The organism is Kitasatospora sp. NPDC043949 (assembly GCF_056435365.1).
In genome coordinates this window covers 1-22,025 of sequence record NZ_JBWKEQ010000003.1, presented here as the reverse complement: position 1 = coordinate 22,025, position 22,025 = coordinate 1, and the positions used below count along the sequence as shown (strand labels likewise).

The following is a 22,025-nucleotide window of genomic DNA, read 5'->3' as shown; positions in this document are numbered from 1 at the left end:
GTGCCTCGACCCTTCACCACCGAGGACTACACCGCCCGGACGGCCCGGGCCGCCGCCGAAGCGACCGCCGCCGGACTGTCCGGCCTGGTCGTCGCCCCCGGCCCCGACCTGGTCTACCTGTGCGGCTACCAGCCCACCGCGATCACCGAGCGGCTCACCGCCCTGGTGATCACCGCCGGACGCGCACCCGCGCTGATCGTCCCCAGGTTGGAGCGCCCGGACGCCAAGAGGGCGGCCGGCGCCCCGGCCCTGCGGCTGCTCGACTGGACCGACGGCGAAGACCCGTACGCCACCGTCCGCCCGCTGCTCGACCCGGCCGGGCGGTACGGCATCTCCGACAACGCCTGGGCGATGCACCTGCTCGGCCTCCAGGCCGCGCTGCCCGGCACCGGCTTCACCTCGCTCACCGAGACCCTGCCGATGCTGCGCGCGGTCAAGGGCACCGAGGAGCTGGAGCGGCTGGCCGCGGCCGGCGGCGCCGCGGACGCCGCCTACCGGGGCATCCTGGAGGTCGAGTTCGCCGGCCGCCGGGAGACCGACGTCGCCGCCGACCTCGGCGCACTGCTCATCAAGTACGGGCACAGCCAGGTCGACTTCACCGTGGTCGGCTCCGGCCCGAACGGCGCCGACCCGCACCACGAGGCCGGCGACCGGGTGATCCGGCCCGGCGACACCGTGGTGCTGGACTTCGGCGGGCTCAAGGACGGCTACGGCTCCGACACCACCCGCACCGTGCACGTCGGCACCGAGGTGCCGGCGGAGGTCCAGAAGGTGCACGACGTGGTCCGGCTCGCCCAGCAGACCGCGTTCGAGGCGGTCCGACCCGGGGTCAGCTGCCAGGAGATCGACCGGATCGCCCGCCGGGTGATCACCGAGGCCGGCTTCGGCGAGTACTTCATCCACCGCACCGGGCACGGCATCGGCATCACCACGCACGAACCGCCGTACCTGGTCGAGGGCGAGGAGCGGCCGCTGGTGTCCGGCATGTGCTTCTCCATCGAGCCCGGCGTCTACCTGCCCGGCCGCTTCGGGGTGCGGATCGAGGACATCGTCACCGTCACCCCCACCGGCGGCCGCCGGCTCAACAACACCCCGCACGAGCTGGGCTTCGTCTCATGACGGGGCCGTCACCCCGCTGCTCCGCCGCCAGAACGGCGGTCCGACTGTGCGACTTTCTTACGAGGCGGTCATGGTTCACCCAGAGTCCTCCAAGTTTGCGTTGGTAGTTTCGGTGAGCATGACGAAGCTGCTCAGCCCGGCCCCGCCCACCCCGGCGCGGGCCGGGCGACTGCGACCCGTGACCGCCCGCCCCCGCCGTACCGGTCTGTCGAGACTCCGGCTGCTGGCCTGGCCGGTCTACCTGACCGCGCTCGTCTGGTACCTGCGCACCCAGGGCATGGCCTTCGCCAACGACGTGGTGTTCCTGTGGCTGATCGGCGCCCTGCTGACGGCGGCCGTGCACAGCGGGCACGGCCGACGCGGCTTCCTGCTGGTACTGCGCGACTGGGTGCCGGTGATGGCCGCGGTCTGGACGTACTCGCTGCTGCGCGGCTACGGCGCGCACACCCCGTGGGCCCCGCACTGGCTGCCGCAACTGCGCGCCGACGAGGTGCTCGGCTTCGGCGAGACCTGGACCGTCCGGCTCCAGCACGCGCTGTGGACGCCCGGCTCGCCGCACTGGTACGACTACGCGGCGACCGTCGTCTACCTCTCGCACTTCTTCCTGGTCTTCGTCCTGCTCGCGGTGCTCTGGCGGCGCCGGCACGAGCGGTTCCGGCAACTGCTCGCCTGCTACCTGCTGCTCACCTTCGCCGGCTTCGCCACGTACCTGCTCTACCCGGCCGACCCGCCGTGGCTGGTCGCCCAGGAGGGCCACCTGCCGGGGCTCACCCGGGTCGTATGGGACGTGATCTCCACGAGCGGGCTGCCGCAGGCCAACTCGCTGGTCGAGAACGGCAGCCAGTTCGCCAACGACGTCGCCGCGATGCCCTCGCTGCACTCCGCCTACCCGGCGATGCTGCTGTTCTTCTTCTGGCCGACGGCCCGCCCCTGGCTGCGGGCGCTGCTGGTCGCCTATCCGCTCGCGATGGCGTTCACCCTGGTGTACGGCGCCGAGCACTTCATCGTGGACATCTTCGCGGGCTGGGCGTACGCGGCACTGGTGGTGTTCGGCCTCCGCTGGCTGCGGAACCGGCGTACCCGGCTCATCAGGGAACGGGCAGACTTGGCCGGGTGCCGAACCAGCCCCTCCCTCCCGTGAAGCCCACCGCCGAACAGCTCCAGGCGGCCAAGAACACCACCATCCCGGACGTCACCGGGCCCGGACTGCGGGTGCTGTTCTGCGGCATCAACCCGGGCCTGTGGTCCGGCGCCACCGGGCACCACTTCGCCCGGCCCGGCAACCGCTTCTGGCCCGCCCTGCACCGCTCCGGCTTCACCACGCGCCAGTTCCGCCCGGACGAGCAGGGCGAACTGCCCGCGCTCGGCCTGGGCATCACCAACGTCGCCCCGCGCACCACCGCCAAGGCCGACGAACTGACCGCCGAGGAACTGCGCGAGGGCGGCGCCGCGCTCACCGAACGCGTGCTGCGGCTGCGCCCGCGCGTCCTGGCCGTGCTCGGCATCGGCGCCTACCGGACGGCCTTCGGGCAGCGGCGGGCCGCGATCGGCCGCCAGCCGGAGGGCATCGGCGACACCGAGGTGTGGGTGCTGCCCAACCCGAGCGGGCTCAACGCGCACTACACGCTGGACGGGCTGGCCGCCGAGTTCCGCCGGCTCCGGGACGCGCTGGACGGCTGACGGCTGAGGCTGGGGGCCGCCGGATCCGGTGGCGCGACCCGGTCACTCCGGCAGCACGGCCAGCTCCAGGGCGGCCAGCCGCTCCGGGTCGGCGACCACCTCGTAGCCGGCCACCAGGCCGTCCGCCACCGCCACCCGCAGCACCAGCCGCAACCGCCCGCCCGGGGCGATCACGATCCCCGGCACCCCGTCCACCAGTGCCACCGCGCCGAACCGGGCCCGCCGGCCGAACACCGTCGTCTCCCGGGCCACCGTCTCCGCGCCCCGGGCCACCGGGGAACGCCCGGCCGGCAGCGCGGCCGGATCGGCCCGGCGCACCACGTCCGGCGCCAGCACCGCCAGCAGCGCGGCCAGGTCCCCGCCCCGGGCGGCGGACAGGAACGCCTCCACCACCCGCCGGTGCCCGGCCAGCCGCTCCGGCGGCAGCGCGGCCGCCCCGCGCACCCGCTGCCGGGCCCGGCTGGCCAGCTTCTTGGCGGCCACCGGGGTCCGGCCGACGATCGGCGCGATCTGCTCGAACGGCACCGCGAAACCGTCGTGCAGCACGAAGGCGACCCGCTCGGCCGGCCCCAGCCGGTCCAGCACCACCAGCAGCGCCCGACCCACCGAGTCGACCAGCAGCGCCTCCCGCTCCGGATCCGCGCCCTCGGCCCCCGCCCCGGCCGCCGGGTCCGGCAGACCGGCCGGCAACGCGTCACCGGTCGGCTCCTCGCGGCGCACCGCGCGGGCCCGCAGCACGTCCAGGCAGATCCGCGACACCACCGTGGTCAGCCAGCCCGGCAGGTTGTCCACCTCGTCCGGGCCGGCCCGGTCCAGCCGCAGCCACGCCTCCTGGACGGCCTCCTCCGCCTCGCCCGTCGACCCGAGCATCCGCTGGGCGACCGCCCGCAGCCTCCCCCGCTCGGCCTCGAACCGCGCCGCCCGCACCTCGTCCCGGTCCATCGGTCACCTTTCCTCGGCCCCGCCCGTCACACCGATGACGATCCACCCACCACCGAAGTGACGGGAGAACGCTGTGACCACCACCACCCTGCTGCACCTGGACTCCAGCATCAGCCTCGGCGACTCGGTCAGCCGCGCGCTGACCGCCCGGTTCGCCGCCGCCTGGCGCGCCCGGCACGGCTCCGCCGGCCGGTACGTCTACCGGGACCTCGCCGCCGAGCCGGTCGCCGCGATCGGCGCCGGGTACGCCATGCTCGGCCGCCGCGTCGAACGCAAGGGGACCATCCCGGCCTCCGACATCGCCGCCCTCGCCGAAGGCCCGGACGAGGAACACGAGTGGTCCCTCACCCACCCGCTGGTCGACCGGCTGCTCGCCGCCGACACCGTGCTGCTCGGCGTGCCGATGTACAACCTCACCGTCCCGGCCGTGTTCAAGGCCTGGATCGACCGGATCAGCTTCCCCGGCGTCTACACCGACCCGGCCACCGGCGAGAGCCTGCTGCGCCGCACCCGGGTCGTCGTCGCGGCCGCCCGCGGCGGCGGCTACGGCCCCGGCACCCCGCGTGAGGCCTTCGACTTCCAGACCCCGTACCTGCGGGCCTACTTCGCCAGGCTCGGCGTCCCGGCCGAGCACCTGCACATCGTCCCGGCCGAACTCACCCGCGCCGACGACATCCCCGCCCTGGCCGGGCTGCAGCCGATCGCCGCGAAGTCCCTGGCCGACGCCGAGGCCGCCCTGGACGCGCTCGCCACTGCCTGATCTGCCTGATCCACCCGGTCTACAGCGGGGTGACGGCCTTCAGCACCACCAGCAGGGCCACGGCGGCGTTGAGCGCGCACAGCGCCGACGCCGCCGTACCGGCCGCGGCGACCATCGCGGCCAGGCCCGCCCGGGTCTTCGCCGGGGGCCAGTTGCGGGACGTCGGCACCGGGCCGAGCAGTGCGGCGACCCGGCGCGGCACCGGGCCGGGCGCGGGCGCCGGGGCGGCGAAGGCCGCGAAGCCGGGCGCCGGCGCCGCGTGCGACACCAGGGCCGCCCGGGCCACCGCCCGCGCGGTGATCCGGCGGTCCCCCACCTCCTGCGCCGACTCCTCGTCCGCCCAGCGCTCCGCGCTGAACGCCACCGCGTACTGCAGCGGCCGCAGGAACGGGTTGACGCAGGCGGCCAGTTGGGTGGTCAGCAGGTACCGGTGGTGGCGGTGGCGCAGGTGTGCCCGCTCGTGCGCGAGCAGCGCCTCCCGCTCGTCCTCGGGCAGCCCGGCCAGCATCCCGGTGGAGACCACCACCCGCCCCGGCGAACCGGGCAGCGCGTACGCGTACGGGCTGCGGTCCGGCAGCACCGCGAGGTCGCCGGCCGACTCCGGCCCCGCCGGCAACCCGGTCAGCGCCCGCCGGGCCCGGGAGCGCACCCGCAGATGCCGGCCGACCGTCCGGGCACAGGCCGCGGCCACCAGGACCAGCAGCCACATCGCGGCCGTCCCGAACGTCTCGTGGTACGGCAGCGCGGCCCGCACCTCCGGGTCGGACCAGCTGTCCGGCAGCGGGTTGCCGGGGATCTGCGCGGTGCCCACCACGCCGATCAGGCCGAGGCAGAGCACACTGCACACCGCCATCACCGCGCTGATCACGGTCATCAGCCGGGCCGCACCGCGCGGGTGCAGGTGCTGCTCGGTGAGACGCGCGATCGGCACCGCGGTCAGCGGCAGGATGAGCGGGAGGAAGACGAAGAAGCCCACGGGTCAGCTCTCACGGTCGGCCGCTGCCGGATCGACGGACGCGGCGTCCAGCAGCGCCCGCAGCAGGTCCTCGTCGTGCGGGAGCAGCGCGCTCACGAAGCTGGCCAGGACGGCGTCCCGGTCCGCTTCTCCGTCGAGCATCCGGCGCATCCGCAGGGCCGCCAGCCCGGCCGCGTCGGAGGAGGCCTGCCACAGGTAGGAGCGGCCCGAACGGGACCGCGAGACGGCGCTCTTGGCGTGCAGCCGGGACAGGATGGTCATCACGGTGGTGTACGCCAGGTCGCCCTCCAGGCGTTCCTGGACCCACCCCGCGGTGGCCGGGCCGGGCGCCCGTTGGAGCACCGCGAGTACCTGTGCCTCCAACTCGCCCTGGCCGCGCCTTCGGACGGGCGCTTCCGCGGCCGCCGGAGCGTGCCTCTCGTCTGCCATGACGGCCCACTCCCTCCGGATGCCGCGCCCCGGAGCCGGCGGGGCACCCGCTCATCCTAACGAGCGCGGGCCCGGCGCGAACCGGTTCGCGCCGGGCTTCCCGTCCCCACCGCCCTCGACCCCCGCTCCCGGACCCCGGCCCCCGAACCCCCGTCACGCTCGCCGGGCCGGCTCCGGGCGTACCGCGGGGCCCGCACGACGCGTCGCCCGAACGGCCCCGGCCCGGTTGCCCGGCGCCCCGGCCCGACGGACGGTCGAAGTCCGTACGGTCCGCCCGTAGGCCTGTTCGGCCCCTGGAGGAGTCCATGAGCAGCCCGTCGCCCGACCCCGAGCAGCCGGAGCAGCCCCCGCGCACCGGCCCCGAGCAGCCCGGGCAGCCCCGGCGCACCGACCCCGAGCAGCCCGGGCGGACCTGGCGCACCACCCCCGGCACACCGCAGCCGACGCCGGGCAACGAGTTCCGCGACTGGGCGCCCGGCCTGGTGATGTTCGCCGGTGTGCTGATGCTGATCAACGGCATCATGGAGGCCCTCCGGGGCATCATGGCGGTCTCCAACGACGACCTCTTCGTCCACACCCCCCGCTACGTCTTCCGGTTCGACCTCACCGGCTGGGGCTGGGTCCACATCGTCATCGGCGTGCTGGTCGCGGTGACCGGCGCGTTCCTGCTCAAGGGCGCCGCCTGGGCCCGCTACGCCGGTATCCTCCTCACCTCGCTGAGTGCCCTCGACAGCTTCCTGGTCCTGCCGTACTTCCCGCTCTGGTCGCTCGTGGTGATCGCGCTGGACGTCTTCATCATCTGCGCGCTCTGCGTCTACCGCCCCCAGAAGGGCACCGCGCTCTGACGACCCGGTGGTCCGCGCGCCCGGACCCGTCTCAGGTCCGGGCCCGCCTCAGGTCCGGGCCCGCTGGGTGACCGCGATGCAGACCAGCACCACCACCGCCGTGACCGGTGCGGCCGCGGGCAGGTCCTCGCCCAGCAGCAGCACCGACCAGACCAGGGTCAACAGCGGCTGTGCGAGTTGCAGTTGGCTGGCCCGCGGCACCCCGATCTCCGCCATCCCCCGGTACCAGAGCACGAACCCGCCGAACTGCGACACCGCCGCCGTGTACGCCAGCCCGGTCAGCGCCTTCGCCCCGAGGTGGACCGGCTCGGCGGGCAGCGCGAGGGCGGTGGTCAGCAGCGTCACCGGCAGCGCGGCCACCACCGCCCAGGCGATCACCCGGGCGCCCGGCAGGTCCCGGGAGAGCCGCCCGCCCTCCGCGTACCCGGCCGCGCACACCAGCAGCCCCACGAACAGGTAGAGGTCGGCGGTGGTCGGCCGGCCGTGGCTCTGCAGGAGGGTGAAGGTGAGCACCGCCGCCGCCCCGGCCAGCGCCGCCGCCCAGAACGCCCGGGACGGCCGGCGCCCGGTGCGCAGCGCCGCGCACACCGCGGTGGCCAGCGGCAGCACGCCGATGACCACCGCGGAGTGGGCCGTCGAGGAGGTCCGCAGGGCGAGCGTGGTCAGCAGCGGGAAGCCCAGCACGCAGCCCCCCGACACCACCAGCAGGGCGGGCCAGTGCCGCCGGGGCGGCAGCGGGGCGCGGACGGCGGCCAGGTAGAGCGCGGCGAGCAGGCCGGCCACGACGCCGCGCAGCCCGGTCGCGGTCCACGGCCCGAAGCCGGTCAGGGCCCACGCGGTGGCGGGGAAGCTGAGGGAGAAGGAGGCCACCCCGAGGGCGGCCAGGGCGGTACCGGAGGCGGGGCTTCGCGGTGCTACCGCCGACGGGCGGGTAGCGCTATCTTGTGCCGTCATGAACGAGCGTAGCAGTGTGACCGAACTCGCCGACAGGCTGCGACGGGAGGTCGAGCGCTATCCGGAGGGGCGAAAGCTGCCGTCCAGCCGAGTACTGGTGGAGCGCCACCAGGTCAGCCCGGTGACGGTCTCCCGGGCCATCGCGGTCCTCGCGGCCGAGGGCCTGGTGGTCTCCCGGCCGGGCGCCGGGGTGTTCCGGGCGGCGGCCTTCGCCGGGCGCCCGGCCGGCACCGCCGCGCCCGCCGCCCGTCCCGGCGACCTCTCCTGGCAGGAGGTCGCGCTCAGCGCCGACTCCGACCCCCGCGACCTGCTGGCCGCCCCGGTGTTCGCCACCCTCCGCGTGCCCCCGCCCGACGTCATCGACCTCAACAGCGGCTACCCGCACGCCTCGCTGCTGCCCGAACGCCTGCTGGCCACCGCCCTCGCCCGGGCCGGACGGCGCCCGGGCGCCTGGAACCGGCCACCCACCGACGGCCTCACCGAGTTGCGCGGCTGGTTCGCCCGCGACATCGGCGGCACCGGCGGGCCGATCGGCGCCGGGGACGTCCTGATCACCTCCGGCGGCCAGGGCGGGCTCACCGTGGCCATGCGCTCGCTCGCCGCGCCCGGCGCGCCCGTCCTGGTGGAGTCGCCGACCTACTCGGGCATCCTGGCGGTCGTCCGCGCGGCCGGGCTGCGGCCCGTCCCCGTCCCGGTCGACGCCGACGGCGTGCGCACCGACCTGCTGGCCGACGCCTTCGAGGCCACCCGGGCGCGGGTCTTCGTCTGCCAGCCGCTGTTCCAGAACCCGACCGGCGCGGTGCTCTCCCCCACCCGGCGCTCCGAGGTGCTGCGGATCGCCCGGGCGGCCGGCGCGTTCGTCGTCGAGGACGACTTCGCCCGCCTGCTCGTCCACGCGGACGCCCCCGCGCTGCCGCGCCCGCTCGCCGCCGACGACCAGGACGGGGTCGTGGTGCACCTGCGGTCGCTGACCAAGGCCGCCTCGCCCAACCTGCGGGTCGGCGCGCTCACCGCGCGCGGCCCGGCCCTGGCCCGGCTGCGGGCCACCCAGGTGGTGGACAGCTTCTTCGTGCCCCGGCCGCTCCAGGAGGCGACGCTGGAACTGGTCGCCGACCCCGGCTGGGCCCGCCACCTGCGCGCCCTCGGGGCGGAACTGCGGACCCGCCGCACCGCCACCGTCGCCGCCCTGCACCGCGAACTGCCCGGCCTGCTCGGCACCTACCGGCCCGGCGGCTACCACCTGTGGCTGCGGCTCCCGGACGGCGTCGACGACGGCGCCCTCACCGCCGCCGCCCTGCGCGCCGGCGTCCAGGTCACCCCCGGCCGCCCGTACCACGCCGCCGAACCCCCGGCCCCGCACCTGCGCCTCAGCTACGCGGCCGCCGAGAGCTCCGCGCACACCGCCGAGGGGATCCACCGCCTCCGCCGGGCCTACGAGGACCTGCCGGCCTGACCTCCGGCCCCGCGCGGAGCGCGGGCCTCAGCGCCCGTAGCCCGCCATCCGCTCCAGCCGGGCGATGCGCTCCGCCATCGGCGGGTGGGTGGAGAAGAGCCGGGCGCCGGCCTCGCCGGGGCGGAAGGGGCTGGCGATCATCATGTGGCTGGCGGTCTGGATCTGCGGCTCCGGCGGGAGGGGCAGCCGGCGGGTGCCGGCGTCGAGCTTGCGCAGGGCGCCGGCCAGGGCGAGCGGGTCGCCGGTGATCCGGGCGCCGTCGGCATCGGCCTGGTACTCGCGGGAGCGGCTGACGGCCAGTTGGATGAGCCCGGCCGCCAGCGGGCCGAGGATCATGATGGCGAGCATGCCGAAGAGGCCGGGCCCGTCGTCGTCGTCGCTGCGGCCGAAGGGGATCAGCCAGGCGAAGTTCACCAGGAACATCACCACCGAGGCGAGCGCCCCGGCGACCGAGGAGATCAGGATGTCCCGGTTGTAGACGTGGCTCAGCTCGTGCCCGAGCACGCCCCGCAGCTCGCGTTCGTCCAGCAGTTGCAGGATGCCATCGGTGCAGCAGACGGCCGCGTTGCGCGGGTTGCGGCCGGTGGCGAAGGCGTTCGGCGCGGGGGTCGGGGAGATGTAGAGGCGCGGCATCGGCTGGCGGGCCGCGGTGGAGAGCTCGCGGACGATCCGGTAGAGCCGTGGCGCCTCGATCTCGCTGACCGGCCGGGCCCGCATGGCCCGCAGCGCGAGCTTGTCGCTGTTCCAGTAGGCGTAGGCGTTGGTGCCGAGGGCGACCAGCAGGGCGATCACCAAGCCGGTTCGGCCGAAGAATCCGCCGATCACCAAGATGAGCGCCGAGAGGCCGCCGAGCAGGACGGCGGTCCTCAGTCCGTTGTGCCGGCGGTGCACGTCAGGCCCTCCAATGGTGCGGTGGGGAAGCCCTTTCTGCCTCGTCCCTCTTGCCCGGTCAACGGGTGGGGGCCTGGGCCTTGTTCCCTTGTGACCGGCGTGACACCACCGCGGCGCCCCGCCGGGCCGGACCGCGGCGGCCGGCCGGGCGGGCGCGCGCTCAGAACAGGCTTCCGCCGGCGACCTGGAGGACCAGCTGCGGGGCGAAGGAGAGGACCACGGCCACCGAGGCGGTGAGCCCCAGCGTGGCGGTCAGGGTGGCCGGCAGCCGGCCTTCGGCCCCGGCCCCGCCGACCGGAGCGGCGCCCGGTTCGGCACCTTCCTCGGCACCCGGCGCCGGGGCGAACAGCCGGGTCGTCCAGAGCAGGTAGTAGTACAGCGCGACCACCACGTTGACGGCCATCACGACGGCCAGCCAGCCCAGCCCGGCGTCGACGGCCGCGCGGAACACCACGACCTTGCCGAACAGGCCGATCACGCCCGGGGGCAGCCCGGCCAGGCAGAGCAGGAAGAAGGCGAGCGCGAGGGCCGTCCAGCGGCGCCGGGCGAACAGGCCGCGGAAGTCGTCCACGCTGGTCCCGGCCCGGCGGCCGACCGCCGCGACCACGCCGAACGCGCCGAGGTTCACCACGCCGTAGATCAGCGCGTACGCGGCGGTGGCGCCGAGCGGATCGACCCCGGTGGGCGCGTAGCCGGCGGCGGCGAGCGGCACCAGCAGGTAGCCGGCCTGGCCGACGGACGACCAGGCGAGCAGCCGCACCGCGCTGTAGCGGGTGTCGAAGCGCTGGCGCAGCGCGCCGACGTTGCCCACCGTCATGGTGACGGCGGCCAGCACGGCGAGCGCCAGGCCCCAGGTGTGCGCGTACGGGCGGAAGGCGATGGTGGTGGCGAGCGCGAGGCCGGACAGGCCGGCCGCCTTGCCGACCACCGAGAGGTAACCGGCCACCGGCAGCGGGGCGCCGGTGTAGGTGTCGGGCACCCAGAAGTGGAACGGGACGGCGGCGACCTTGAAGGCGAAGCCGACCAGGGTCAGCACGGCGCCCGCCTCGGCCAGCGGCTTGAGCTGCCCGGGGGCGTGTTCCAGGCCCTGGGCGACGGCGCCGAGGTGCAGGCTGCCGCTGGCCGCGTAGACGAAGCCGACGCCGAGCAGCATCACGGCCGTGGCGGTGACGGAGGAGACGAAGAACTTGAGCGCGGCCTCGGCGCCCCGGCCGTCCCGGCGCAGCGCGACCAGGGCGAAGGCGGGCAGCGAGGCGACCTCCAGCGCGATCACCATGGTGGCGAGGTCGCGGGAGGCGGGCAGCAGCGCGGCACCGGTGGCGCTGGAGAGCAGCAGGAACCAGTACTCGCCGCCGGGCAGCTTCTCCTCCTCGACGGTGTGCGCGGAGAGCAGCGCGGCGATCAGCGCACCGCCGAGGGCGAGCAGCTGGAACACCAGGGCGAAGTGGTCGGCGACGTACGAGCAGCCCGCGTTGTCAGACCCCCCTGCTACGTTCTGCACACAGAAGGTCGCCCGGGGTGATCCCCCGATGAGGGGGAGGAGTGCGATGAGGGCGAGGGCGAGTCCGGCCGCGGCGAGGCGGCCGAGCCACTTCCGGTGCCGCTCGGGCAGGAACAGGTCGGTGAGCAGGACGGTGAGGGCGGCCACCGCGGCGATCAGCGGGGGCGCGATCGCCACCCAGTCCACGGACTGGATCAGGCTGCCCGGGTTGGCTACGGCGAGGGAGGTCACAGTGTGCTGCCCCGTGGAGTGAGGTCCGAGTGCGGCGATCTGGGCTCCGAGCACGGTCAGCCACCCCCGAGGAGGTGCTTGACGGCGGGGTCGGAGAGGCCGAGCAGGAGCGCGGGCCAGAGGCCGGCGAGCAGGGTGAGGGCGGCCAGCGGCGTCCAGCTGACGGCCTCGTACGGGCGCATGTCGGCGACCTGCTCCACCGGGGCGGGCTGCTTGGGGTCGCCCATGCAGACGCGCTTGACCACGATCAGCAGGTAGGCGGCCGTGAGGAGGGTACCGAGACCGGCCAGGACCATGTAGGTGACGAACGCAGGGCGCGACAGGCCGTCGGCCGGGTCGAACGCGCCGAACATGGCGAGCAGCTCGCCCCAGAAGCCAGCCAGGCCTGGCAGGCCGAGGCTGGCGACGGCGGCGAAGGCGAGCAGCGCGCCGATCCGCGGGGCGCGGCCGTACAGGGCGGCGCCGGTGGCGCCGGAGAGGGTGTCGAGGTCCGCCGTGCCGTAGCGGTCCTTGAGGGCGCCGACGAGGAAGAACAGCAGACCGGTGATCAGACCGTGGGCGATGTTGGCGAACAGCGCGCCGTTGACGCCCACCGGAGTGAGGGAGGCGATGCCCAGCAGCACGAAGCCCATGTGGCCGACGGAGGAGTACGCGATCAGGCGCTTGAGGTCGCCCTTGGCGCCGGGGCGGGCCAGCGCCAGACAGGCCAGTGATCCGTAGACGATGCCGACGGCGGCGAACGCGCCCAGGTAGGGGGCGAGCGTCGCGGTGCCGTCGGGCACGACCGGGAGGAGGACGCGGACCAGACCGTACGTGCCCATCTTCAGCAGCACGCCGGCGAGCAGCACCGAGCCGACCGTCGGAGCGGCGGTGTGCGCGTCCGGGAGCCAGCTGTGCAGCGGCCAGGCGGGGGCCTTGACCGCGAGCCCGACCATGATCGCCAGGGCGGCGATCACCTGGGTGGTGTGGCTCAGGCCGTTGCCGTGCGCGGCGGCCAGGGCCTGCATGTCGAAGGTCCCGGCCTTGCTGCCGATCAGCAGGAAGCCGAGCAGCATCACGGCCGAGCCGAGCAGCGTGTACAGGATGAACCGGTTGGCGGCCGGGGCCTTCGCGCCGCTCCCCCAGCGGGCGATCAGGAAGTACATCGGGATCAGCACGATCTCGAAGGCCAGGAAGAAGAGCAGGAGGTCCAGCACCGCGAAGGTGGCGAGCATGCCGACTTCGAGGAGGAGGAACAGCCCGACGAAGGCCTTCGCCGACGGACGGCGCCCATCAGCGGCCTCGCCCCGGGCGTCCCCGCCCGGCAGCCGCTTCTCCGAGTACAACGCGCAGAGGAAGGTGAGCAGTGCGGTCAGCACGATCAGCGGCAGCGAGACGCCGTCCACGCCGAGGTGGAGGCGCACGTTGAGGGCCGGGATCCAGGACACGTCGGTGGTGGCCTGCATCCGGGCGGGTTCGTCGTGGTCGAATCCGGCCGCCAGGGCGACGGTCAGCAGCAGCACCGCGCCGGTGACGACGGTGTTCAGCCGCAGCGCCCGCCGGTCGGCGGCGGCCGGCTCCCGGCCGAACGCCGGCGCCAGGGTGAGCGCGGCGCCGAGCAGCGGCAGCACCAGGAGGGCGATGAGGACTGCGTTCATCGGGGGCTCCTACGGGCGGCGGTCGGAATCGGGGGAACCGGGGACAGGGGGTACGGCATCCGCTACACCGCCACCAGGACGGCCAGCAGGACGACGCCGGCGAGCAGCGCGCTGAGGTAGGTCTGCGCGTTGCCGGTCTGCGCGAGCCGGACGGCCCGGCCGAGCAGGTTGGCGCCGACCCCGCTGCCGCGCACGTAGGTCTCGACGACCTCGCGGTCGAGGAAGCGGACCAGCCGGGCGGCGGAGGTCACCGGGCGGACGAACAGCGCGTGGTACAGCCGGTCGACGCCGAAGCCGTGCCGGGCCGGGCCGAACAGCGGGCCGAGCAGGGTGCGCCCGGGGTCGGCGACGATCACCTCGGCGGCCGGGGCTCCGGCCTGCTCGGGCACCCGGCCGGCGTCGGCCGGGGCCGGGCGGCCGGTGGCCAGCCGCGCGGTCGCCGAGCGCCAGGCGCCGTACGCCGCGAGCACGCCGACCACGGCGAGCCCGGTGCCGATGACGGCGGTGACGGCCGAGGGGCGCAGCGAGCCGCCGTCCAGCAGCGCGGGCAGCCAGTCCGAGCGCAGCCCGGCGACGCCGAAGCCCATGGTCGGGATGGCCAGCACCCAGAGCGGCCAGCGCATCGCGGGCGGCTCGGCGGTGGCCGGGTCGGCCTCGTCGAGCTCTGGCGAGTACGGCGCGTCCGCCTCGTGCCCGGCCGCAGGCGCCACGGCCTGCGACGCTCCGGCCTGCAACGCTGCGGCCTGCGACGCCCCGGCAGCCTGCGCCCCTTCAGCCTGCGGGCTGTGGAAGCTGACCAGGAAGAGCCGGGTCGCGTACGCGGCGGTGAGCAGCGCGGTGAGTCCGGCGGAGATCAGCACGATCCACCCGGCGGCCTCCGGCACGGCCGAGGCCGGGCCGAGCCCGTTGGTGAGCGCCTCGCCGTTGGCGGCGTGCTCGGCGGCGGTCAGCACCGCCTCCTTGCTGAAGAAGCCGGAGAACGGCGGCAGCCCGACCAGGGCGACGAGCGCGATGCCCATCGTCCAGTAGGCGTCCGGGACGCGCTTGCGCAGCCCGGGGATCCGGGACATCGCGGAGATCGAGTTGGTGTGCGCGGCGTGGATCACCACGCCGGCGGCCAGGAACAGCAGCGCCTTGAAGGCGCCGTGGCTGACCAGGTGGAAGACGGAGGCCTCGCGGTCGCCGGCGGCCAGCGCCCCGGCCATGTAGCCGAGCTGGCCGACGGTGGAGTAGGCGAGCACCCGTTTGAGGTCGTCCTGGGCGAGCGCACAGAGTGCCGAGCCGATCATCGTCACGGCGGCCATCACGGCCAGCACGACCAGCGCCGCACCCGACAGCAGGAACACCGGCAGCAGCCGGGCGACCAGGTAGATGCCGGCCGCGACCATGGTGGCGGCGTGGATCAGCGCGGAGACCGGCGTCGGGCCGGCCATGGCGTCCGGGAGCCAGGTGTGCAGCGGGAACTGCGCGCTCTTGCCGGCCACCCCGGCGAGCAGCAGCAGGGCGATCAGCGTCGGGTGGCCGAGCCGCCCGTCGGTCGCGGCGGCCAGCACGTCGGGGATCCGGAAGCTGCCGGCGTCCGCGCCGAGCAGGAAGATCCCGAACAGGAACGGCACGTCGCCGAGCTTGGTGACCAGGAAGGCCTTGAGCGAGGCCGAGCGGGCGTCCTCGGTCTCCCAGTGGTGGCCGATCAGGAAGTACGAGCAGATGCCCATGACCTCCCAGCCGACCAGCAGCACGATCAGGTCGCCCGAGTAGACCACCAGGAACATCGCCGCGGTGAACAGCGAGACCAGCGCGGCGTACGACGGGTAGCGCGGGTCCTTCCTGAGGTACGCGGTCGAGTAGACCTGCACGCAGGTGGCGACCAGGCCGACCAGCACGGAGATCAGCGAGCTGAAGCCGTCCAGGTGGAGGGCGAGCGCGATGTCCGGGCCGCCGGTCGGGGTGAGCCGGGTGGCGGCGTCCAGCGCTTGGCCGGTGCCGAGCTGGAGGGCGACGACCAGGGCGAGCACGGCCGAGACGGCGACCGGCACGATGGCCAGCGGCCGGGCCAGGCCGGGCGCCTTCTTGCCGACGGCCAGGGTCGCGGCGGCCCCGAGTGCGGGCAGCGCGGGGACGAGGGCGGGCAGGGCGAGGTTCATGCGGCGGCCTGGCCCTTCAGCGCCTCGGCTCCGGCCGGCGTCTCCTCGGCGAGCGGCTCCGCCGGATCGCCGAGCTCGGTGGCCCGGTCGATGTCCGCGGTGCCCCGGGCCCGGAACAGCAGCAGGACGATGGCGAGCCCCAGCCCGATCTCGGCGGCGGCGACGGTGATGGTGAACAGGGTGAGCGCCTGGCCGGCGTGCAGCGAGTCGCGCAGCCAGGTGTCGAAGGCGACCAGGTTGAGGTTGACGGCATTGAGCATCAGCTCGACGGACATCAGGACCAGGACGGCGTTGCGCCGGGCGAGCACGCCGTACACGCCGACGCTGAACAGCAGCGCGGCGAGGACGACGGGGTAGGCGAGGTGCATCAGCTCTCCTCCGACGCGGACGGCGCAGCCTCTGCGGCCGCCGGGCTCTCCGGCGCCGGCCGGGGCACGGTGGCGGCGACGGTCCCGTTCGAGCCCACCGGCCGGCCGGCGCGCAGCCGGCCCGCCCGGGGCGGCGGCACCCGCCGCTTCGACCCGCGCGACAGCACGATCGCGCCGACCAGCGCCGCCAGCAGCAGCACGGAGAGGGCTTCGAAGGGCAGCACCCAGTGGCGGAACAGGCTCGCCCCGGTGACGGCGGCCGAGCCGCCCCCCGCGCCGAGGTCGATCCAGGAGGTCCGGAAGGCGTCGACGACCAGCGTCACCAGCGTCCCGGCCGAGGCGAGCGCCACGGCCAGGGCCACCCAGCGGTTCTTGGAGTCGGCGTCCGGCGAACGCCCGATCGGTGCCTTGGTGAGCATCAGCCCGAACAGCACCAGGACGATCACCGAGCCGAGGTAGATCAGCACCTGCACCCAGGCGATGAACTCGGCGGTGAGCAGCAGGAACTCCACCGCCAGCCCGCCCAGCGCGACCACCAGCCAGAGCGCGGCGTGCACCAGCTGCTTGGTGCTGACGGCGACCACGGCCGAGCCGAGCACGGCGATGCCGACCAGGAGGAAGACGATCTCCACCCCGGTCGGGGACAGGAACGAACGGGCGGCCGGCTCCAGCGAGCCGGTCGCCGCGAGCAGGGTGGCGGCGCTCACTGGGCCTCCCCCTCATCCGAGGCCGCCGAGGCGGCTGCGGCGATCGCGGCGGCCGCCAGCTTGTCCGCAGCCTTGCGCGCGGTGGCGATCTCCTTGGGCTCCTCGGCCGCCGGGTCCAGCGCCGGCGGCGCCGGGACGGTCCACATCCACTCGCGGAGCTTGTCCCGCTCGTGGGTCAGCTCCAGGATGTCGGTCTCGGCGTACTCGAACTCGGGCGACCAGAACAGCGCGTCGAAGGGGCACACCTCGATGCAGATCCCGCAGTACATGCAGAGCGAGAAGTCGATGGCGAACCGGTCCAGCACGTTACGGGTGCGGGCCCGCGCGTTCGGCTCGGCGGCCGGCAGCGTCTCCTTGTGGGAGTCGATGTAGATGCACCAGTCCGGGCACTCGCGCGCGCAGAGCATGCACACCGTGCAGTTCTCCTCCAGCAGCGCGATGACGCCGCGCGAACGCGGCGGCAGCACCGGCTGCACATCAGGGTACTGCGCGGTGACGGTCTTCTTCGTCATCGTCCGCAGGGTCACGGCCAGGCCCTTGGCCAGGCCGGCACCGGGAAAACTCATGAGATCGCCACCTTGATGACGCCGGTCAGGGCCAGCTGGACGAGGGCGAGCGGGATCAGCACGGTCCACGCGAAGCGCATCAGCTGGTCCTCGCGCAGACGCGGGTAGGTGACCCGCAACCAGATGACCACGAAGGCCAGCGCGAAGGTCTTCAGGATCATCCAGAGCCAGCCGAGCTGGTCCGCCAGCGGGCCGTGCCAGCCGCCCAGGAAGAGCACCGCGGTCAGCGCCGACACCACCAGGATGCCCACGTACTCGGACAGCAGGAACAGTGCGAAGCGCAGGCCCGTGTACTCGGTGTACGCGCCGAAGATGATCTCCGAGTCGGCGACCGGCATGTCGAACGGCGGGCGCTGGAGCTCGGCCAGACCGGCCGTGAAGAACACGAACGCGCCGATGAGCTGCCAGGGCAGCCAGTACCACTCCCAGGCGTCCACGATCCCGGGCAGCGAGAGCGTGCCGGCGGCCATCGCCACCGAGGCCGCCGCCAGCACCATCGGCAGCTCGTACGACATCAGCTGCGCGGCCGTGCGCAGGCCGCCGAGCAGCGAGAACTTGTTCGCCGAGGCCCAGCCGGCCATCAGCTTGCCGATCACGCCGACGCCCATCACGGCCAGCACGAAGAACAGGCCGGCGTCGATCGCCTGGCCGACGAAGCCGTTCGGGCCGACCGGGATCGCCAGCAGCACGAAGAGGTACGGCAGCAGCGAGACGGCGGGCGCCAGCTGGAAGATCCGGCGGTCCGCCCCGGCCGGGACGATGTCCTCCTTCTGCGCGAACTTCACGCCGTCCGCGACGAGCTGCGCCCAGCCGTGGAAGCCGCCCGCGTACATCGGGCCGAGCCGGCCCTGCATGTGCGCCATGACCTTGTGCTCGGTCTGGCCGATGACCAGCGGGAAGGTGAGGAAGACGACCAGGGTGGCGACGCAGCGCAGCACCGTGTCGAGCAGGTTCACGCGCCGTCTCCGTCCTGGCCGGCCGGTCCGGCCGACGTCTCGTCCTGCTCGCCCGCAGGCGCGGCGGGCTTCGCCGGCTCGGCGGGCGCCTGCTCCTCGGCAGGCTCCTCCGCAGGCTTCGCGGGCTCGGCCGGGGCCTGCGCCTCGGCGGGCTTCGCGGGCTCGTCGTGCGCGGGCACCGGGTTGTGCCAGGGCGCGTCCGAGGACCGGGTCCGCGGCGACGCCGAGCCCCCGGCCTTCGGCTCGGCAGGCGCAGCGGCCTCGGCGGCCTCGGCGGGCGCCGGCTCCGCAGCCTGGCTGACCGATCCGTCGGACACCGACCTGACCCGGCGCGGCCGGTCCGCCCGCACCACGGGCGCCGCCTCGCCGGCGACCGGAGCAGCGGCCGAAGCAGCGCTCGGAGTAGCAGCCGAAGCAGCGGCCGGAGCACCGGCACCGGCAGCCTCGGCCCCCGCCTGACTCGCCGACCCCTCCGCCACCGTCCTGGTCCGCCGCGGCCGGTCCGCCCGCACCGCCGCACCCTCGGCACCGGCAGCAGCACCAGCACCAGCACCAGCAGCAGCCCGGGGCGTCCGCCCGGCCGCGCCCGCCGCCCGCGCACCGCGCGCGGGCCGCTCGGCGACCGGCGGCAGGGTGCCCTTCAGCGGCCCCCACTCGTTCGGGTCCGGCACCCCGGCCGGCTGCATCTTGCGCCGGGCGGGCCCGTCGCCGTGGTCCGACTCGCCCGGCTCCTTGGCGCCCGGCCAGGCCTTGGCGACCCGGGCCGCGAGCACGAACTCCTTGCGCAGCGGGTACCCCTCGAAGCCGTCCGGCAGCAGCAGGGTGGCGAGGTAGGGGTGTCCGGGGAAGTCGATGCCGAACATCTCGTGGGTCTCGCGCTCGTGCCAGGCGGCGCCCGCGTAGACCGGGACGGCGGTGGGCAGCGCGGCCTTGTCCCGCGGCACCCGGGTGCGCAGCGCCAGGTGGCGCACGCCCGGGGCGTCGGCGGAGGCGAGGTGGGCGACCACGGAGAAGCCCTCGGCCAGTTCGTCGACGGCGCTCAGCCAGTCGAAGTAGCCCAGGCCGAGCGTGTCGCGGGCACTGGTGAGCGCCTCGATCCAGTGCTCGGCGGGGACGTCGACGGTGACCAGCCCGTAAGCCTCGGCGCCGGTCGCCCACTCCCCGACCGACGCCGCGTACTGCTCGGCGGAAGTCACGAGACCCCTCCCTCGGTCGAAGGCCCCGTCACCAGCGGGCGGCGCAGCGCCGCCGCGGGCGCGGTGTAGCGGTCGGGCAGCGACTCGGCGGCGATCTTCTCCTGGAGCTTGAGGATTCCCTGGAGCAGCGCCTCGGGCCGGGGCGGGCAGCCGGGCACGTAGACGTCGACCGGGATGATCTGGTCCACGCCCTTGGTCACCGAGTAGGAGTCCCAGTACGGGCCGCCGGAGTTGGAGCAGGCGCCGAAGGAGATGACGTACTTCGGCTCGGGCATCTGCTCGTAGAGGCGCTTGACGGCGGGCGCCATCTTGTCGGTCACCGTCCCCGAGACGATCATCAGGTCGGCCTGACGGGGTCCGGGCGCGAACGGAATGACACCCATCCGGATGAAGTCGTGTTTGGCCATGGACGCGGCGATGAACTCGATCGCGCAACAGGCCAGGCCGAAGTTGAAGCACCAGAGGCTGTAGCGGCGGCCCCAGTTGAGCACGACCTTGACCGGGTCGGGCGCGAGCCGGGCCAGCGGGCCGATGCCACGGCGCTCGACGGCGCCGGGGCGCGACGGGTCCGGGAGGCCGAGCGGGACCGGGCCGCCCTGGGCGCCGTGCGAGTGGGTGTGCGTCACGTCCATTCCAGAACGCCCTTCTTCCAGGCGTAGAGCAGGCCGACCGCGAGGAAGCCGATGAAGAGGAACATCTCGATCAGCGTTCCGGCGCCGTACCCGGCGGTGGCGAAGACCGTCGCCCACGGGAACAGGTAGATCGCGTCGACCGCGAAGATCACGTACAGGAAGGCGTACACGTAGTAGCGGATCTGGGTGTGCGCCCAGTCCTCGCCCACCGGGTCCACCCCGCACTCGTAGGCGAGGAGTTTCTCGGGCGAGTAGACCACCGGCCGCAGCAGTCGGTTGGCCGTGAACGCCACGGCGACGAAGAGCACCCCGACGACGGCCAGCAGGCCCATCGCGGCGTACGCGTCGAAGTAGCCGCCGCCGACCGCCGGGTCGGCCGCGACGGCAGCCGCATGCTGCCCCTCCATGCCTTCGCCCTCCACCTCGGCCGTGAACAGCCCCTCAAGGCAGTTCTACGACGTTTCCTCGCACGGTCATAATCATGGCCAATGCGTGAGTCTAAGGGGACGGCTCCGCTCCGCCCGAACCCTGCCCGCTCCGCAAGACGTCCGGTGGACACTCCCGCGAGCACCGGGCAGTGGCCCGACGACCAGGACGGGGGTAGGGATAACCCCCGTCCCGGAAGATGTATCACCCCCATGGCATCTTCCGCCCCGGGTTCGGGAAGCTTGGTCCACCAGCTCGACCAAGAGGGACGGTAGATCCAGATGAAGCCGCTGCACCGCCGCACCGTGGACGCCATCAAGGAGCAGGACGCTCAGATGGGCCGCTCGCCGCTGTACGGTGCGCGGATGTGGCGGCAGGTCGGCCAGCTGCTGCTCAACCTGCCGCTCGGCGTCGCCGGCTTCGCGCTCACCGCCATCACGCTCACGGCCGGGCTGGGGATGTCGATCACCGTGGTCGGCCTGCCGCTGCTGGCCGGCGGGCTGGCCGTCTCCCGCGCCCTGGGCGGGCTGGGCCGCCGGCGGGCCCGGGCGGCGTACGACTCCGCGATCCACGAGCCGGAGCCGGTGCAGCCGCGCCGGCCGGGGGTGGTGGGCTTCACCATCGCCCACCTGACCGACCTGCTGAACTGGCGCTCGGCGCTCTACAACGTGCTGATGCTGCCCTGGGGCATCCTGAGCTTCACGGTGACCCTGGTCGCGGTCACCGTGATGTGGCCGGTGCTGCCCTGGGTGATCCGGGCGCTGGCGGCGATCGACCGGATCCTGATCGAGTCGCTGCTCTTCCCGGGCGCCCTGGCCGAGCGGGTGCGCGAGCTGGAGGACGACCGAGGCACGGTGGTCGACACCGCCGCCGCCGACCTGCGCCGGATCGAGCGCGACCTGCACGACGGCGCCCAGGCCCGCCTGGTCGCGCTGGCCATGGACCTGGGCATGGCCAAGGAGCGGCTGCGCGAGGTCGAGACCGAGGACGACGTGGCGGCCGCCACGAAGATGGTCGACAACGCGCACGGCGAGGTGAAGCTGGCCCTCCAGGAGCTGCGCGACCTGGCCCGGGGCATCCACCCGGCGGTGCTCACCGACCGCGGCCTGGACGCGGCCCTGTCCGCGGTCGCCGCCCGCTGCACCGTCCCCGGCGGGGTCAAGGTGAACGTCGACCTGAAGGGGCCGGACGGCCAGGCCGAGCGCCCGGACTCGGCGGTCGAGGGCATCGCGTACTTCACCGTCAGCGAGCTGCTGACCAACGTCTCCAAGCACGCCGGGGCCCGCACCGCCTCGGTCGACGTCTGGCGCTCCGACAACCAGCTGATGGTGCTGGTCCAGGACGACGGCAAGGGCGGCGCCGCGCCCTACCCGGGCAGCGGCCTGGCCGGGCTGACCGAGCGGATCCGCGCGGTGGACGGGGTGCTCCTGGTGCAGAGCCCGGAGGGCGGCCCGAGCAGCATCACCGTCGAACTGCCCTGGCGCACCCGCACCGCCCGCCGCTGAACCGGGGCGCGGCACGGGGGGGGGGGGGGGGGGGGGGGGGGGGGGGGGGGGGGGGGGGGGGGGGGGGGGGGGGGGGGGGGGGGGGGGGGGGGGGGGGGGGGGGGGGG

The 22,025-nt window shown here is 74.4% G+C and carries 22 protein-coding genes; 7 read left to right on the top strand and 15 right to left on the bottom strand.

Features of this window, described 5'->3' with window-relative positions; genetic code table 11:
* From AC07AL_RS03700 to mug, 3 genes are all read left to right on the top strand, one after another.
* Positions 1-1,119, top strand: coding sequence for an aminopeptidase P family protein (locus AC07AL_RS03700; protein WP_363579980.1), 1,119 nt, complete (start codon positions 1-3; stop codon positions 1,117-1,119).
* A gap of 118 nt (positions 1,120-1,237) precedes the next feature.
* Positions 1,238-2,260: a phosphatase PAP2 family protein gene (locus tag AC07AL_RS03695; protein WP_363617892.1), complete on the top strand. Its 1,023-nt coding sequence runs from the start codon at positions 1,238-1,240 to the stop codon at positions 2,258-2,260.
* Positions 2,233-2,799 (top strand): G/U mismatch-specific DNA glycosylase, encoded by a 567-nt coding sequence (gene mug, locus AC07AL_RS03690; protein WP_478316717.1) that lies wholly within the window; start codon positions 2,233-2,235, stop codon positions 2,797-2,799. The genes AC07AL_RS03695 and mug overlap by 28 nt, the downstream gene beginning before the upstream one ends.
* 42 nt (positions 2,800-2,841) lie before the next feature.
* Here the strand turns inward: mug and AC07AL_RS03685 are convergent, their stop codons facing one another.
* Positions 2,842-3,741 (bottom strand): sigma-70 family RNA polymerase sigma factor, encoded by a 900-nt coding sequence (locus AC07AL_RS03685; protein ID WP_363629315.1) that lies wholly within the window; start codon positions 3,739-3,741, stop codon positions 2,842-2,844.
* Positions 3,742-3,814: 73 nt separating this feature from the next.
* Between AC07AL_RS03685 and AC07AL_RS03680 the strand changes: the two genes are divergently transcribed.
* Complete coding sequence (locus AC07AL_RS03680; RefSeq protein ID WP_363629314.1) at positions 3,815-4,501, top strand: FMN-dependent NADH-azoreductase; 687 nt, start codon at positions 3,815-3,817, stop codon at positions 4,499-4,501.
* A 19-nt stretch (positions 4,502-4,520) separates the two neighbouring features.
* Here the strand turns inward: AC07AL_RS03680 and AC07AL_RS03675 are convergent, their stop codons facing one another.
* Positions 4,521-5,477: a M48 family metalloprotease gene (locus AC07AL_RS03675; RefSeq protein WP_350876994.1), complete on the bottom strand. Its 957-nt coding sequence runs from the start codon at positions 5,475-5,477 to the stop codon at positions 4,521-4,523.
* Between the two features lie 3 nt (positions 5,478-5,480).
* On the bottom strand, positions 5,481-5,906 hold the full coding sequence (locus AC07AL_RS03670; protein WP_350876992.1) for a BlaI/MecI/CopY family transcriptional regulator: 426 nt from the start codon (positions 5,904-5,906) through the stop codon (positions 5,481-5,483).
* Between the two features lie 305 nt (positions 5,907-6,211).
* On the opposite strand from AC07AL_RS03670, the gene AC07AL_RS03665 reads away from it, so the two are divergent.
* The gene (locus AC07AL_RS03665; protein WP_478316715.1) at positions 6,212-6,751 is read left to right on the top strand and encodes a DUF7144 family membrane protein; all 540 of its coding nucleotides are present in this window, start codon (positions 6,212-6,214) and stop codon (positions 6,749-6,751) included.
* A 48-nt stretch (positions 6,752-6,799) separates the two neighbouring features.
* Here AC07AL_RS03665 and AC07AL_RS03660 read toward each other — a convergent pair whose 3' ends face one another.
* Positions 6,800-7,705 carry a DMT family transporter gene (locus AC07AL_RS03660; protein ID WP_478316713.1) on the bottom strand — a complete coding sequence of 302 codons (906 nt, stop codon included), beginning with the start codon at positions 7,703-7,705 and terminating at the stop codon, positions 6,800-6,802.
* Between AC07AL_RS03660 and AC07AL_RS03655 the strand changes: the two genes are divergently transcribed.
* A complete protein-coding gene (locus AC07AL_RS03655; RefSeq protein WP_400330215.1) occupies positions 7,704-9,158 on the top strand; it encodes an aminotransferase-like domain-containing protein in 1,455 nt (484 codons plus the stop codon). The genes AC07AL_RS03660 and AC07AL_RS03655 overlap by 2 nt on opposite strands.
* A 27-nt stretch (positions 9,159-9,185) precedes the next feature.
* Here AC07AL_RS03655 and htpX read toward each other — a convergent pair whose 3' ends face one another.
* The 11 genes from htpX to AC07AL_RS03600 form a co-directional block, all read right to left on the bottom strand.
* Positions 9,186-10,049, bottom strand: a complete 864-nt coding sequence (gene htpX / locus AC07AL_RS03650) for a zinc metalloprotease HtpX (RefSeq protein WP_350876984.1) — start codon at positions 10,047-10,049, stop codon at positions 9,186-9,188.
* A gap of 160 nt (positions 10,050-10,209) precedes the next feature.
* Positions 10,210-11,781, bottom strand: a complete 1,572-nt coding sequence (locus tag AC07AL_RS03645) for an NADH-quinone oxidoreductase subunit N (protein ID WP_478316711.1) — start codon at positions 11,779-11,781, stop codon at positions 10,210-10,212.
* A gap of 56 nt (positions 11,782-11,837) precedes the next feature.
* Positions 11,838-13,418 (bottom strand): complex I subunit 4 family protein, encoded by a 1,581-nt coding sequence (locus AC07AL_RS03640; RefSeq protein WP_363579967.1) that lies wholly within the window; start codon positions 13,416-13,418, stop codon positions 11,838-11,840.
* Positions 13,419-13,480: 62 nt separating this feature from the next.
* The gene (locus AC07AL_RS03635; RefSeq protein WP_478316709.1) at positions 13,481-15,562 is read right to left on the bottom strand and encodes an NADH-quinone oxidoreductase subunit 5 family protein; all 2,082 of its coding nucleotides are present in this window, start codon (positions 15,560-15,562) and stop codon (positions 13,481-13,483) included.
* Complete coding sequence (nuoK, locus tag AC07AL_RS03630) at positions 15,559-15,930, bottom strand: NADH-quinone oxidoreductase subunit NuoK (RefSeq protein WP_478316708.1); 372 nt, start codon at positions 15,928-15,930, stop codon at positions 15,559-15,561. Before nuoK ends, AC07AL_RS03635 begins: the two co-directional genes overlap by 4 nt.
* On the bottom strand, positions 15,930-16,637 hold the full coding sequence (locus AC07AL_RS03625) for an NADH-quinone oxidoreductase subunit J family protein (protein WP_363579965.1): 708 nt from the start codon (positions 16,635-16,637) through the stop codon (positions 15,930-15,932). Before AC07AL_RS03625 ends, nuoK begins: the two co-directional genes overlap by 1 nt.
* Positions 16,634-17,203, bottom strand: a complete 570-nt coding sequence (locus AC07AL_RS03620) for a NuoI/complex I 23 kDa subunit family protein (RefSeq protein WP_400330203.1) — start codon at positions 17,201-17,203, stop codon at positions 16,634-16,636. Before AC07AL_RS03620 ends, AC07AL_RS03625 begins: the two co-directional genes overlap by 4 nt.
* Positions 17,200-18,159 carry an NADH-quinone oxidoreductase subunit NuoH gene (gene nuoH / locus AC07AL_RS03615; RefSeq protein ID WP_371518357.1) on the bottom strand — a complete coding sequence of 320 codons (960 nt, stop codon included), beginning with the start codon at positions 18,157-18,159 and terminating at the stop codon, positions 17,200-17,202. Before nuoH ends, AC07AL_RS03620 begins: the two co-directional genes overlap by 4 nt.
* The gene (locus tag AC07AL_RS03610; RefSeq protein ID WP_478316707.1) at positions 18,156-19,355 is read right to left on the bottom strand and encodes an NADH-quinone oxidoreductase subunit C; all 1,200 of its coding nucleotides are present in this window, start codon (positions 19,353-19,355) and stop codon (positions 18,156-18,158) included. The genes nuoH and AC07AL_RS03610 overlap by 4 nt, the downstream gene beginning before the upstream one ends.
* Positions 19,352-19,987 carry an NADH-quinone oxidoreductase subunit B gene (locus tag AC07AL_RS03605; protein ID WP_363579962.1) on the bottom strand — a complete coding sequence of 212 codons (636 nt, stop codon included), beginning with the start codon at positions 19,985-19,987 and terminating at the stop codon, positions 19,352-19,354. The genes AC07AL_RS03610 and AC07AL_RS03605 overlap by 4 nt, the downstream gene beginning before the upstream one ends.
* Positions 19,978-20,319 carry an NADH-quinone oxidoreductase subunit A gene (locus tag AC07AL_RS03600; protein WP_371522778.1) on the bottom strand — a complete coding sequence of 114 codons (342 nt, stop codon included), beginning with the start codon at positions 20,317-20,319 and terminating at the stop codon, positions 19,978-19,980. Before AC07AL_RS03600 ends, AC07AL_RS03605 begins: the two co-directional genes overlap by 10 nt.
* Positions 20,320-20,748: 429 nt before the next feature.
* Between AC07AL_RS03600 and AC07AL_RS03595 the strand changes: the two genes are divergently transcribed.
* A complete protein-coding gene (locus tag AC07AL_RS03595) occupies positions 20,749-21,918 on the top strand; it encodes a sensor histidine kinase (RefSeq protein ID WP_363580288.1) in 1,170 nt (389 codons plus the stop codon).
* Positions 21,919-22,025 lie beyond the last annotated feature (107 nt).

Excerpts from the sequence above, each read along its gene's own strand:
- AC07AL_RS03605 (WP_363579962.1), bottom strand. The coding sequence starts at position 19,987 with ATGGACGTGACGCACACCCACTCGCACGGCGCCCAGGGCGGCCCGGTC.
- AC07AL_RS03595 (WP_363580288.1), top strand. The coding sequence starts at position 20,749 with ATGGGCCGCTCGCCGCTGTACGGTGCGCGGATGTGGCGGCAGGTCGGC.
- AC07AL_RS03620 (WP_400330203.1), bottom strand. The coding sequence starts at position 17,203 with ATGAGTTTTCCCGGTGCCGGCCTGGCCAAGGGCCTGGCCGTGACCCTG.
- AC07AL_RS03655 (WP_400330215.1), top strand. The coding sequence starts at position 7,704 with ATGAACGAGCGTAGCAGTGTGACCGAACTCGCCGACAGGCTGCGACGG.
- AC07AL_RS03640 (WP_363579967.1), bottom strand. The coding sequence starts at position 13,418 with ATGAACGCAGTCCTCATCGCCCTCCTGGTGCTGCCGCTGCTCGGCGCC.
- AC07AL_RS03600 (WP_371522778.1), bottom strand. The coding sequence starts at position 20,319 with ATGGGCCTGCTGGCCGTCGTCGGGGTGCTCTTCGTCGCCGTGGCGTTC.
- AC07AL_RS03685 (WP_363629315.1), bottom strand. The coding sequence starts at position 3,741 with ATGGACCGGGACGAGGTGCGGGCGGCGCGGTTCGAGGCCGAGCGGGGG.
- AC07AL_RS03695 (WP_363617892.1), top strand. The coding sequence starts at position 1,238 with ATGACGAAGCTGCTCAGCCCGGCCCCGCCCACCCCGGCGCGGGCCGGG.
- AC07AL_RS03670 (WP_350876992.1), bottom strand. The coding sequence starts at position 5,906 with ATGGCAGACGAGAGGCACGCTCCGGCGGCCGCGGAAGCGCCCGTCCGA.
- AC07AL_RS03665 (WP_478316715.1), top strand. The coding sequence starts at position 6,212 with ATGAGCAGCCCGTCGCCCGACCCCGAGCAGCCGGAGCAGCCCCCGCGC.
- AC07AL_RS03660 (WP_478316713.1), bottom strand. The coding sequence starts at position 7,705 with ATGACGGCACAAGATAGCGCTACCCGCCCGTCGGCGGTAGCACCGCGA.
- AC07AL_RS03635 (WP_478316709.1), bottom strand. The coding sequence starts at position 15,562 with ATGAACCTCGCCCTGCCCGCCCTCGTCCCCGCGCTGCCCGCACTCGGG.
- nuoK (WP_478316708.1), bottom strand. The coding sequence starts at position 15,930 with ATGCACCTCGCCTACCCCGTCGTCCTCGCCGCGCTGCTGTTCAGCGTC.